Raw genomic sequence first — 12,238 nt, 5'->3', positions numbered from 1 at the left:
CTCATCGCCGACCCCGCGTCGCGGCACGATGTCACGCGGATCGAGCTCTGACCCGACTCTCAATGTCCTGACGTCCTCCGGACCCTGCGCCGTCATCAGTCACGAGGATGCTGGCGATCGCGGCGGCGCCGATCCCGAAGACGAAGTGTCCGCTGGCCATGACCCACGGCGTGAAGTCCGCGGCGGCTTGGCGGTCCAGCGTGCGCCAGACGCCGAACTGCATCACCGACCACACCAGCGAGGCGAACAGCAGGCCGGTGGCGATCACCATGGACCGCGAGTTCGGACGGCGTCCGGCCACCACCGCGATCGCGATGCCGAAGACCGCCGCCACCACGACGTGCACCGCGGTGCCGAGCACCGAGGCCAGAAGGCTGAACGTCCCGTCCAACGGCGCCGAGCGCCAGAACGTGTGCGCGATCAGATTCAGCGGCGTCCACCACCCCCGACCGGACAGATGCATCATGAACATCGACCAGGCCGCCATCGGAACACCGCCGACGACGCCGGCCGTCACCCCGGCGCGAATCATCTCGACCGAGGTCCGCTCCCGACGCCGACGCCGCGCCCCACGGTGCCGCGCCGCACGCTCCGCATTCGGCGACAATCCCCTCGCTGAGGACACGTAGCCCCCTCCCCCTGCTGCTACGGCGAGCGCTCATGCGCGCATCAGTGCGAAGCATTCCCGTCCACGGAGAGCGTGTCCAGACTTTCAGCCCCCGTCGAGCATGAACGCTGTGAGTCGGCGAATATAAAGGAGTACAGACCCGTGCGAATCTCAGCCTGCTGCGTCGGGAGCACCGACCGCGATCGGGGTCAGCGCTCCGGCTAGCGCGAACGCGCCCGCGAGCACCAGCCAGCCTCTCGTACCGACGCCGAGGCACAGCCAAGCCAGTAATCCGGGAGCCAGCGCGATCGCCGCGCCGCTGAACGTCGCCGACATGCCCTGGTATTGCCCCTGCGCGTGATCCGGGGCCAGACCGAATGAGAGTTCTGAATACCCTGCCTGCTGCACGATCTCGCCGACGGAGTGAGCGGCCGCGGCGAGGAGCAGGATGGCGATCGCGGTCCAGCCGGGCACGGTTCCGATGACGCCGAACAGCAGCGCGGCCGCCGCAAGGATCCAGCCGGCTCGAACGGAGGCCCGGACGCCTCCCGCGATCGTGTCCACCGCGCGCCCGATGCGCACCTGGAGCGAGGCAACCATCAGAGTATTGACGAACAACAGGACAGCCACGATCCAGCGCGGCGCGTGGCCGACCCGTGCGATCCACAACGGCACCGCGAACAACAGCACCTCGTCGTGGATGGCCAACACCGCCGCGAGACAGGAGAACGCCAGGAAGCGCAGGTCCCGCACCACCGGCCAGGCGGTGCGCCCGGGCGGTGCGGGTATCGACCGCAGCGGCGGGATCCTCAGGCACAGCAACGTGTTCATCAGGAACGTCAGGGAATTGAGAAGCAGGATCGCCGTATACCCGGCCCGCGTGTCGATCGCCAGGCCCGCCGCGCCGATCAGGGCTCCGACCGCCAGCCCGAGGTTCGCGACCGACCGGAGACGAGCCCGGTACAGGTGCGGATCGCGACCGGCCAACCGGGCGATCAACGCCCCGCGCGCAGCCCGCGTGCCCGACGCCGCGAGGTTGTCGACCACCGCCACCGCGCAGAACAGCCAGAACGAGCGCAGTCCCGCGTACGCCGCCATCGTCGCCGCCGACACCAGGCCGAGCCCCAGGTACACCTCGCGCGGACCGTTGCGGTCGGCCCAGCGGCCGACCGGGACTCCCGCCGCCAAACCCACCAGCCCGGCGGCCGTCAGCCCGAGCCCGACGCGAGCGGCGGAAAACCCCGCCGAGCCGGTGAAGTAGACGGCCATCACGGCCAGGTACATGCCGTTCCCAACGGCGTTCGCCAAGGTCGCCGCAGCCAGCGCACGGCGACCGCGGGCCAGACGGTCCGCCCCGATCAGGGTGCTGACGCCCTCGGCGGTGGCCGACTCCGTCGCCATTGTCCTCACTGTACCGATAGGCGAGGGTTCCGCGCGGCCCGTCCGATCGATTGACATATCAGGGTTCTGAATTACTCTCTGCGGCGAGTACGCGGTGCACCCGCCGCGTACGCACCACGGAGGGACGAAGCATCATGGACCTGACACCCCGACCGCGCGTCCTGACCACCGAATCCGGCGCCCCGGTGGCAGACAACCAGCACAGCGCCTCGGCCGGCCCGGCCGGCCCGCTGCTGATCCAGGACCAGCAGCTGCTGGAAAAGCTCGCGCGGTTCAACCGCGAGCGGATCCCGGAGCGGGTCGTGCACGCGCGCGGCGCCGGCGCGTACGGGTACTTCGAAGTCACCGCCGACGTCACCGGACACACCCGCGCGGCCTTCCTGTCCGAGCCCGGAAAGCGCACCGAGGTCGTGGCCCGGTTCTCGGCGGTCACCAGCAGCCTGGGCAGCGCCGACGCGACCCGCGACATCCGTGGCGTCGCGGCCCGGTTCTACACCGAGGAGGGCAACTACGACATGGTCGGCAACAACACGCCGATCTTCTTCATCCGCGACCCGATGAAGTTCCCCGACCTCATCCACTCCCAGAAGCGCGACCCGTACACCGGCACCGTCGAGCCGGAGAACGTCTTCGACTTCCTGGCTCACACCCCCGAGGCCACCCACCAGGTCACCTGGCTCTACGGCGACCGCGGCATCCCGGCCGACTACCGGCACATGGACATCTACAGCTCCCACGCGTTCCAGTGGGAGAACGCCGAAGGCGTGCGGTCCTGGGTGAAGTACCACTTCAAGTCCGATCAGGGCATTGCGAACCTGCACAGCGAGCAGGCCCGCCGGGTCGCCGGGGAGCAGCCCGACTCCCACCAGCAGGATCTGCTCAAGGCGATCGAGGCCGGGGACTTCCCGTCGTGGACGCTGTACGTGCAGGTGATGCCCGAGTCGGACGCCGACGGCTACCGGTTCAACCCCTTCGACCTGACGAAGGTGTGGCCGCACGCGGACTACCCGCTGATCGAGGTCGGCCGCATGGTGCTGGACCGCAACCCGGAGGACGTGTTCACCGAGATCGAGCAGGTGGCGTGCAACCCGGCGAACTTCGTGCCCGGCATCGGCCCCTCCCCCGACAAGATGCTCCAGGGCCGGCTGTTCGCCTACGCCGACGCGCACCGGTACCGGCTCGGCGTGAACAACATGCAGCTGGGCGTCAACCGCCCGCGCGGTACCACAGCGGACAACTACGGCCGCGACGGCTTCATGCGCGCCGACACACCGGGTCCCCACCGAGGCCGCGCCCGGGACCGGAACTACGAGCCGAACAGCTTCGGCGGCCCGGTCCAGACCGACCGTCCGCTGGTCGGCGGCGGCGAGGTCGCGGGCCGGGTCGGCAGCCACGCGACGCCGTCCCACCGCGAGGACGACGACTACCGGCAGGCCGGGGACTTGTACCGGCTGATGAGCCAGGACGAGCGGGCCCGGCTCGCCACCAACCTCGCCGCCCCGCTGGCCGCGATCGACCGAACCGACATCGTCGAACGCTTCATCGCCCACCTGCGCGCCGCCGACGAAGAGTACGGCGAGCGCGTGGAACAGGCGGTGGCGGCGACTCGGGGATAGGAACCCCTCGCCGACTCTCGCTCATCATGTGGGCTCGCGGCTGAGGCTGCGTAGCCTGCCTGCTGCCCTGTTGTCGGATACGGACCGCGCCGTTCGTGGCTTAGCTGAGAGGCCGTCCACGAGGGCGCGGTCACGACTGCAGGAGATGACGGAAGATGCCGCAGGCGCAGGTCAAGGTTCACCGGACGTCCGAGCTGATCGAGCCCATCGGGGCGGTCTCCTTCTCCGAGGTGCCGAATGAGGCGTTCCTGGCGGTGGGCATGCGTAACTATTGGGACGGCTACTTCGCGGGACGGGCTGCGCCGTTGGGCTTGGCGCCGGCTGAGGTGGTGCACGCGGTTTTCTACAGCTTCGCTGAGGGCGAGGTGGCGCGTCATATTCCGTGGGTTTGGGGGAAGATCAGCCCGCTGGAGGCGCTTGCTGTTCGTGAGCGCGGTAGTGCCGCCGCGCTGCGACAGCGGATCGGGCAGCTGGCTGACTCCCCCGGGCTGGAGCGGGTGCTCGACCTCGCTGTCCGAGCGGCGGTCAGTGCGCCGGTCGAGGGGCGGGCGCTGTATGCCGGGCTCCGGGCGCTCGCCGTGCCCGAGGAGCCGGTGGCCAGGCTCTGGCACGCCGCGACGCTGCTGCGCGAGCATCGCGGGGACGGCCACAACGCCGCGCTGCTCGCCCACCGCATCGGCGGCACCGAGGCGCATGTCCTGATGGCGCTCGCCTTGGGCATGAAGGCGCACGAGTTCGGCCGGCTGCACCACCTGCCCAAGGCGCGGCTGGCCGCGGTCCTCGACGGGTTGCGCGAGCGCGGGCTGGTGGACGACGCCGGCGAGTTCACCGACGCCGGCCGGGCGACCAGGGAGCGGATCGAGGATCTCACCGATGAGCTGGCGGCGCCCGCGTACGACGTCCTCAGCGCGGACGAGCTCGATGAGCTGATCGCAGGGCTCGAACCGATCGCCGCCGCGGTGGAGGCCGCCGAAGGCTGAGCGCGCCAGCCGCAGGTAGGCCGAACGGGTGGGCGTTCGCCCGATCGTGGTGTCGCGGACGTCCGCACGCGCGAGCAAGAGCGCCCGGTCGGGCCGGTGGTTGGGAACCGACACCGAATAGTGGGACGGAGTTCCGTTTCATGAGAGGCGGGAGTTCGCGGTCTGCTACCGTCGGGGCCATGTCCACGGTCGTTCGCAGTTATCCGCGCTTTACGCCGGCTTCGGGTGAAGCCGTCGGTCGCGTGCGCTGACCTGCCGAACACCCGGAGCCAGCAAGGCAGAGACGCTCGATGTCTCTGCCTTTCGTCATCTCGACGGCGGGTTGGCCCGGGCTGAGCACGGACCGGGTTCCTGCCGTCCCTCACAGACAGGAAGCCTCCGATGCCCTCGCCCGTTCCCTCCTCGCCCGCAGAGCCCGCCGAGACCACCGAAACCACCAGTGACCTGCGTGTGACCAGCTTCCAGCCCCTCATCCCACCGGCCGACCTGCGGGCCGAGTTGCCGCTGGGCGAGAAACGCGCCGCGTTGGTGCGTGAGAGCCGGCGTACCGTGCGCGACATCCTCGCCGGCGCCGACGACCGGCTGCTGGTCGTCGTCGGGCCGTGCTCGGTCCATGACCCCGCCGCCGCCCTGGAATACGCGCACCGGCTCGCCGCGGCCGCCGCCGAGCACCGCGACGACGTGTTCGTGGTCATGCGCGTCTACTTCGAGAAGCCGCGCACCACGGTGGGCTGGAAGGGCCTGATCAACGACCCGGGCATGGACGGGACCCACGACGTCCCCCGAGGACTGCGCCTGGCGCGTCAGGTCCTGCTCGACGTACTGGACGCCGGCCTGCCGACCGGCTGCGAATTCCTGGAGCCCACCAGCCCTCAGTACATCGCCGACACCGTGTCCTGGGGCGCGATCGGCGCGCGAACGCCCGAAAGCCAAGTCCACAGGCAGCTCGCCTCCGGCATGTCGATGCCGGTCGGCTTCAAGAACGCCACCGACGGCGCCATCCAGCCCGCCATCGACGGCTGCCGAGCCGCCGCCAGCGCGCAGTCCTTCTTCGGCATGGACGAGCAAGGCCGCGGCGCGGTCGTCTCCACCACCGGCAACCCCGACTGCCACATCATCCTGCGCGGCGGACGCACCGGACCCAACTACAGCACCGAAGACGTGCGAGCCGCCCTGGACCTCGTCCGCGAGGCAGGCAAGCCGGAGCACCTGATCATCGACGCCAGCCACGGCAACAGCGGCAAGGACCACACCCGCCAGAGCCTCGCCGTCCGCGAGATCGCGAACCGCCTCGCGGCCGGAGACACCGGCGTCGCGGGCATGATGCTCGAGAGCTTCCTGGTCCCGGGACGCCAGGAGCCGGGCCCGCTCGAGGGACTGCGCTACGGGCAGAGCGTGACGGACGCGTGTATCGGCTGGGAGGAGACCGAGGAACTGCTCCAGGTCATGGCCACGGCGGTCCGCGACCGGCGCACGGCGCGGAGCTGAACCCGGTACCGCTGGGAGCCGGCGGGGCGGTGGGCGCATTCAGAGTGCCGAGGCGCCTCGCCGGCTATAGCGTGATGCGTGTGACGCTGGGTGCACAGGGTGCACGAACTTCCCGAGTCCGGCTGGCTGAGCTGCTGGGAATGCTGTCGTTGGCGACAGATCTCGGTCTCGGCCAGTCGATGGAGCATGTCCTGCGCCAGTGTCTGATCGCGCTGCGCCTCGCCGGCCGGATGGGCATGGATGCCGCGGGGCGCGAGGTCGTCTACTACACCTCGCTGCTCGCCTGGGTCGGTTGCCATGTCGATGCCTATGAGCAGGCGAAATGGTTCGGCGACGACACAGCGCTGAAGGAGGACTTCCGGCAGACCGATTTCGCGACCGCGGTCTCCGGGCCGTTGTTCATGCTGCGGCACGTCGGTGCGGGACGCGGGCTGCCCGAGCGGGTGCGGATCGGCGCCGCGTTCATGACCGACGGGCGGCGGGCGGGTGAGGCGATGCTGCGGAACCACTGGCTCGCCGCCGACCACCTCGCGGAGCAGCTCGGGCTGGGTCAGCCGGTTCGTGACGGCATCGAGCAGACCTTCGAGCGCTGGGATGGCAACGGCGTTCCCAAGGGTGCGAGCCGGCAGGAGATCCTGCTGGCCTCGCGGCTGGTGAACCTCGCCGACGTCGTCGAGTTCTTCCACCGCACTGGAGGGACCCAGGCGGCAGTCGCGGTCGCGCGGGAGCGGCGCGGGACGCAGTTCGACCCCGCTGTCGTCGACGCTTTCGTCGAAGACGCTGCCGCGCTGTTCGCCGACCTCGACTGCGTGGACTGCTGGGAGGCGGTGGTCGCCGCCGAGCCCGCGCTGTCTGTGCAGTTGACCGACGCGCAGTTCGAGGCGGCGCTGGAGGCGATCGCGGACTTCACCGACGTCAAATCGCCCTTTACGCTCGGCCATTCGCGGGCGGTCGCGGACCTGGCCGGACAGGCGGCTCGGGTGTACGGGCTCGACGATGCGGAGTCGACAGCGGTACGCCGCGCTGGTCTGGTGCACGACATCGGACGGCTCGGCGTGCCGAACACGATCTGGGACAAGGCCGGTCCGCTCACCCGGGCCGAGGTCGAGCGGATACGGCTGCATCCGTATTGGACCGATCGGGCGCTGGCCTGCTCGCCGGCGCTGGCATCGCTGGCTGCGATCGCCGTTCAGCATCACGAGCGGCTGGACGGATCCGGGTATCCGCGCGGGCTGTCAGGGGGCGTACTCACTCCGCAGGGGCGGATCCTGGCCGCGGCGGATTTCTATCGCGCACGCACCGAACCGCGTCCCCACCGGCCTGCCTGCACCGCGGCCGAGGCGGCGGCGCAGCTGACGGCGGAGGCGAAAGCGGGGCGGATGGACGGCGACGCGGTGGCCGCCGTGCTCGGCGCCGCCGGTCACCGCGCGACCCGGCGCCCGGCGTGGCCCGGCGGGCTGACCAGGCGCGAGGTCCAGGTGCTGCGGCTGCTGGCACGCGGGCTGTCGAACGGCGAGATCGCCGAACAACTGGTCATCTCCCGCAAGACCGTCAGCCATCACGTCGAGCACATCTACGCCAAGACCGGCACCGCCAATCGCGCGATGGCAGGTCTTTACGCCGTGCGGCACGGGCTGATGGACGACGCTTAGGCGCGGGCGTCGCCGAGTGCCTGGTAGCCCGAGCACAACACCCGCATCCACGAGATGCGGTCGCCTTGCACGTGGTCTCCTTGCACGTCGTAATACGCCTGTTGCTCGACGAGGTAGTCACCGTCGGCGCGGTTAACCAGCACCAGGTACGCGACGTGACCGCGGCCCACCACGCTCCCGTCGACGACCGATCGCAGCTCCCTGATGTCGTCGCCCGGACCGAACCACCGCCCCAGAATGATCTGCTCGATCAGTTCCTCCGGCGTACCGGCCCGCCAGGAACGTCCCGGCGTCAACGCCTGGAAGTCGAGGCTGTCGGCCAGGCACGCACGCAGCGCCGTCCGGTCCTTCGCGGCGAGCGCCCGAGCGAACCGCACACCCGCACTCGCTCCTCCCGCGTCGTCGGCGGAAGGGATGTCAGTAGCTGAAAGTTGTCGCAGGCTCATCGCCGATCCACTCCCACATAGGTATCGTGCCGCCGAGCGCGGCGTTCGCCACCAGGCTCCCCTCGTCCAGATGCCTGGTGGTGAAGCAGATCGGGCAGACCAGGAACGATCCGCCCGCGCTCTCATAGCGCTTGACCAGCTCGTCCAGCGCCGGGCACCCCTCACACGCGACAGCGCGCGCCACACCGTCCGTGGCCAGCCGCACCGCCTCCTTGGTGAGGAACATCAGCGTCTCCCGGCCCTGCTCAGCCGCGCCGACGGCGACCAGGAACGCCACCGTCACCCGCTCGGCGTCCTCCAGTCCCGTGGTCAAACTGACCACCGCCTTGCCAGCCATGGCCTTCTCCCTTCCATCCGTCCCACTTGCCAGCATCACCCGCGGCGGAGGACGCGCGCATGGGGCAGACGCCCCATCTTTAGGGCGCCCTCGGATGAGGAGTTCGTGGCTGTGGAGCACGCCGGCAGCGCACCATCGGCTCCAGCAGGTCGGGGTATTAGTTCGCAGTAGCCTGATTCATATCTGATTCGTACCTGATTCGCCGCTGATTTGCCCCTGATTCAACCCAGAGTCCTGCGAATCACACCATTGACCCTCCGAGTCTGCGCTGCTACGTTCCGTGTGAATACGAACCCTGAAACGCTTCAGGACCGGGCGACTCCTCCGGTGACGACCGGACGGGCCCGGCCCTTGCCCGTCAGGGTGGCGTGTCCCCACATCGCCGTCGATCTGTTGGCGGTTTCCCTCCGGGTCGCCCGGAAAGCATCGTGAGTCCGCTGGCGTGCCGGCGTGCCTTCAAGCGGGGTGCGATGCCCAGGGTGCGGCCCCCGACCTCGCCGCCGGATGGCTGACACCGGTGTCGGATTCCCTATGGAGCACACCCACGCTCCGCTGGTCCGTCCGCGGCTGTTTCGAACTCGTCACATCGCATCGCGGCCAGGCCACCAGCCCGGCCGTCCCCACAGGTCCGCCTCTCGGAGGATTTCAGTGACAGCTCGTATCAGGCTTCTGTTCTCCATGCTCGTCGCGCTTCTGCTGGCCATGGCTGTGCCGGCGTTCGCCGATGCCAGTTCCTCGGTCGCGGCGACCACGTACGCGCATCCGATGTTCGTTCCCGGGCACGCCGCGCCCGGGCTGCACCCCGACCTCGTGCCGTCCGGTTACGGGCCGGCTGATCTGCAGTCCGCCTACAAGCTGCCTTCGGGCACCAACGGCGCCGGCCAGACGGTGGCGATCGTCGACGCCAACAACGACCCGACCGCCGAGGCCGACCTCGGCGTGTACCGGGCGCAGTACGGCTTGCCGGCGTGCACGACGGCGAACGGCTGCTTCAGGAAGGTGAACCAGACCGGCGGCACGAGCTATCCGCCGACCGACGCCGGGTGGGCGACCGAGATATCCCTGGACCTGGACATGGTCTCGGCGGTCTGCCCCAAGTGCCACATCCTGCTGGTCGAGGCCACGTCGGCCTCGTACGCCAACCTGGGCCAGGCGGTCAACGAGGCGGCGGCGCTGCACGCCACCACGATCTCCAACAGCTACGGCGGCGGCGACCTGTCCGACAGCTCGGCTCCGTACTACAACCACCCCGGCATCATGATCACGGCCAGCTCCGGTGACGCCGGCTACGGCGTGGAGTTCCCGGCGTCCTCGCGCTACGTCACCGCGGTCGGCGGCACCTCGCTGACCCGGGCCTCCAACGCGCGCGGCTGGAACGAGACCGCCTGGAGCGGCGCCGGCTCCGGCTGCTCGGCCTACAACCCGGCACTGAGCGGCCAGGCCAGCTACGGCACCGGCTGCGCCCGCCGCGCCGTGGCCGACGTGTCCGCCGTGGCCGACCCGGCGACCGGCGTCGCGGTCTACGACTCGACCCCCTACGGCGGCCGCAGCGGCTGGCAGGTCTACGGCGGCACCTCGGTGGCCTCCCCGATCATCGCCTCCGTGTACGCCCTGGCCGGCAACGCCGCCAGCATCAACAACAACTACCCCTACACCCACTACTCCGCGAGCACCTTCTTCGACATCACGTCCGGCTCCAACGGCTCGTGCTCCCCGACCCAGCTGTGCCACGCCCGCGTGGGCTGGGACGGCCCGACCGGCCTGGGCACCCCCAACGGCGTCGGCGGGTTCTGATCCGATCAACGGTCGTCGCTGACGAACAGTGAACGGCGTGGTGGTGGCATCCGTGCCACCACCACGCCGCTTCTATCTCAGAGCCCTGGCCAGCTCGGGAAGCTGCTGCAGCTGGGGACGCTTCCTGTACCGGTGACGTTCGTGACGGTCACGTCGGTGCCGGAGGGGGTGATGTTCGTGTTGAACATCTTGATGTTCGCGTACTGGGCTACGACCTTGGTGGCGTCGAGTTGGACGTTTTCCAGGGTCAGGCCGAGGGGGTGGGTGGCGTCGTAGCCTTCGAGGGTTGAGCTGCCGTGGGTGGAGTTGACCGCGCGGAGGCCGTTGATGGTGACGGCGGCGAAGTCGGGGACTGATGAGCCGTTGCCGGTCAGGTACTGGGGGTCGAGGAGGATCAGGTGCTCGACGCCGGTTTCGCAGGTGTTGAGGAAGCTGACGCCGGAGACTGTGCCGCCGAAGCTGGAGTCGCTCTTGACGCGGACTCCGTTGTTGCTGGAGGCCTTGTCGCCGTGGATGTCGGTGCCGCCGTGGATGTAGCTGCCGGTGAAGGTGACGTTCTGGATGCCGCCTTCGGTCTGGCTGCCGACGGACAGGCCGTGGATGCCCCAGAAGCTGGTGTTGCTGACGGTGACGTTGGCGGCCGGGCCGCCGGCGTCGGCCTTGACGGCGATGCCGTCGTCGCCGGTGTTGATGTAGCTGTCGGTGATGAGGACGTTCGTCGCGCTGTCGGGGTCGAAGCCGTCGGTGTTGCGGGCGGTGTCGGGGTTGTCGATGCGGACGCCCCAGGCGGTGAAGCCGTCGCCGCGGTCCAGCAGCACGTTGAACATCGGCGAGTTGGTGAGGCTGATGTGGTACATCGTCACGTTCGACGCCCCGAAGACCGTGACCAGCTTGGGATTCTCCTGCTGCTTGGTGGTCTTGTCGTGCGCTGATTCGGCCAGAGCCCACCAGGTCTTGGTGGTCCCCAGCATGTCCTGGTCGCCCCGGCCGTCGATCAGGCCCTGAGCGCCGGTGCTGCACTGCGTGCCCATGATCCCCGCGTTGTCCCCACGGACGGCGAGGAACGGCGTGCAGCCGGTCGCGGTGCCCAGCGTGGAGCCGTCCGAGGCGCCGATCGTGCCGCACTTCGGCTGGCCGGCGACCTGGTAGTCAGCCGGATTGCGCGAGGCGTACAGGGTCACACCGGCGTCCACGAGGAGCACCTCGCCCTTGTTCACGGTCAGCGGCGCCGACAAGAACGCGGCGTTGCCTCCTGAGGCGGTCAGCTCCACCGCCTTGCCGGTGCCCGCGCAGCTGTTCAGCGCGGCTTGGATCCGCGCTGTGTCAGGGGGCGATGATTCCTGGGTGCTGCTGAACAGTTCGTTGCCCGGCTTCGCCAGCTGTGCCGACACCGGCTGGCACGTACCCGGCACGCTCGGCTCGGAGACGCTGCGCGCGACGCCGGGAACGGCGACACCGGCGGCGGGAGCAACGGGAGCAGCCGAAGCGGCGGTCGATGTGACGCCGAGCGTGAGCGTGAACGCGGTTCCCACGGCGGCGAGCGTCGACAGCGACGCTCTGCGCCAAGCACGCACGCGAACGCGCACCCGCACGCGGTGGTGAGTCGTTCGGGAGGTCATGCGATCGTCCTTCCTTGCTCGGGTATCTCATATACGAGCTGGAGGCCCATGTGGGCAGCCATCCCTGAATGAGGGTGGAGGATGGCCATCCACATGGGAGTTCAATCGCCATGCATTGACACAGTGCCGTATGTCTAACGACGCGTCATATATGGCATGTGATGGAAAGTACCCGGGGCGTCGCACACCGTCAACGCCTTCGCCACTTCCAGACCTCCCACCGCCCGCAGCCGTGAAAGTTACATCAGGGCTTTGCAACACTTCGGGCGGGCATGTACTCTCCCGTCCCGACGGCGTG

Annotated in this window: 10 protein-coding genes; 5 read left to right on the top strand and 5 right to left on the bottom strand. The window is 69.3% G+C overall.

Features of this window, described 5'->3' with window-relative positions; translation table 11 throughout:
- Positions 1-31 precede the first annotated feature (31 nt).
- Both CACI_RS18085 and CACI_RS18080 read right to left on the bottom strand, forming a co-directional pair.
- Positions 32-625: a hypothetical protein gene (locus tag CACI_RS18085; protein WP_190276768.1), complete on the bottom strand. Its 594-nt coding sequence runs from the start codon at positions 623-625 to the stop codon at positions 32-34.
- A gap of 153 nt (positions 626-778) precedes the next feature.
- The gene (locus CACI_RS18080) at positions 779-2,008 is read right to left on the bottom strand and encodes an MFS transporter (RefSeq protein ID WP_015792270.1); all 1,230 of its coding nucleotides are present in this window, start codon (positions 2,006-2,008) and stop codon (positions 779-781) included.
- A 134-nt stretch (positions 2,009-2,142) separates the two neighbouring features.
- Between CACI_RS18080 and CACI_RS18075 the strand changes: the two genes are divergently transcribed.
- The 4 genes from CACI_RS18075 (at position 2,143) to CACI_RS18060 (ending at position 7,744) form a co-directional block, all read left to right on the top strand.
- Complete coding sequence (locus tag CACI_RS18075) at positions 2,143-3,624, top strand: catalase (protein WP_015792269.1); 1,482 nt, start codon at positions 2,143-2,145, stop codon at positions 3,622-3,624.
- Between the two features lie 155 nt (positions 3,625-3,779).
- Positions 3,780-4,604 carry a MarR family winged helix-turn-helix transcriptional regulator gene (locus CACI_RS18070; protein ID WP_015792268.1) on the top strand — a complete coding sequence of 275 codons (825 nt, stop codon included), beginning with the start codon at positions 3,780-3,782 and terminating at the stop codon, positions 4,602-4,604.
- Positions 4,605-4,985: 381 nt separating this feature from the next.
- A complete protein-coding gene (locus CACI_RS18065; protein ID WP_015792267.1) occupies positions 4,986-6,092 on the top strand; it encodes a 3-deoxy-7-phosphoheptulonate synthase in 1,107 nt (368 codons plus the stop codon).
- A gap of 140 nt (positions 6,093-6,232) precedes the next feature.
- Complete coding sequence (locus tag CACI_RS18060) at positions 6,233-7,744, top strand: HD domain-containing phosphohydrolase (RefSeq protein ID WP_317623755.1); 1,512 nt, start codon at positions 6,233-6,235, stop codon at positions 7,742-7,744.
- On the opposite strand, the gene CACI_RS18055 is transcribed toward CACI_RS18060, so the two are convergent.
- Positions 7,741-8,121 carry a hypothetical protein gene (locus CACI_RS18055; protein WP_190276767.1) on the bottom strand — a complete coding sequence of 127 codons (381 nt, stop codon included), beginning with the start codon at positions 8,119-8,121 and terminating at the stop codon, positions 7,741-7,743. The genes CACI_RS18060 and CACI_RS18055 overlap by 4 nt on opposite strands.
- A gap of 40 nt (positions 8,122-8,161) precedes the next feature.
- Positions 8,162-8,527, bottom strand: coding sequence for a DsrE family protein (locus tag CACI_RS18050; RefSeq protein ID WP_015792264.1), 366 nt, complete (start codon positions 8,525-8,527; stop codon positions 8,162-8,164).
- 648 nt (positions 8,528-9,175) lie between these two features.
- Between CACI_RS18050 and CACI_RS18045 the strand changes: the two genes are divergently transcribed.
- The gene (locus CACI_RS18045; protein WP_015792263.1) at positions 9,176-10,321 is read left to right on the top strand and encodes a S53 family peptidase; all 1,146 of its coding nucleotides are present in this window, start codon (positions 9,176-9,178) and stop codon (positions 10,319-10,321) included.
- A gap of 77 nt (positions 10,322-10,398) precedes the next feature.
- Here the strand turns inward: CACI_RS18045 and CACI_RS18040 are convergent, their stop codons facing one another.
- Positions 10,399-11,940 carry a glycoside hydrolase family 28 protein gene (locus tag CACI_RS18040; RefSeq protein ID WP_015792262.1) on the bottom strand — a complete coding sequence of 514 codons (1,542 nt, stop codon included), beginning with the start codon at positions 11,938-11,940 and terminating at the stop codon, positions 10,399-10,401.
- Positions 11,941-12,238: the final 298 nt, after the last annotated feature.

The sequence above is a fragment of the Catenulispora acidiphila DSM 44928 genome, from assembly GCF_000024025.1.
Taxonomy (GTDB): domain Bacteria; phylum Actinomycetota; class Actinomycetes; order Streptomycetales; family Catenulisporaceae; genus Catenulispora; species Catenulispora acidiphila.
The sequence above is the reverse complement of the archived record's forward strand: the minus strand, read 5'-3'. Positions and strand labels throughout refer to the sequence as shown.

Coding starts and splice junctions, on each gene's coding strand:
- CACI_RS18080 (WP_015792270.1), bottom strand. CDS start 2,008: ATGGCGACGGAGTCGGCCACCGCCGAGGGCGTCAGCACCCTGATCGGG.
- CACI_RS18075 (WP_015792269.1), top strand. CDS start 2,143: ATGGACCTGACACCCCGACCGCGCGTCCTGACCACCGAATCCGGCGCC.
- CACI_RS18070 (WP_015792268.1), top strand. CDS start 3,780: ATGCCGCAGGCGCAGGTCAAGGTTCACCGGACGTCCGAGCTGATCGAG.
- CACI_RS18065 (WP_015792267.1), top strand. CDS start 4,986: ATGCCCTCGCCCGTTCCCTCCTCGCCCGCAGAGCCCGCCGAGACCACC.
- CACI_RS18060 (WP_317623755.1), top strand. CDS start 6,233: ATGCTGTCGTTGGCGACAGATCTCGGTCTCGGCCAGTCGATGGAGCAT.
- CACI_RS18050 (WP_015792264.1), bottom strand. CDS start 8,527: ATGGCTGGCAAGGCGGTGGTCAGTTTGACCACGGGACTGGAGGACGCC.
- CACI_RS18040 (WP_015792262.1), bottom strand. CDS start 11,940: ATGACCTCCCGAACGACTCACCACCGCGTGCGGGTGCGCGTTCGCGTG.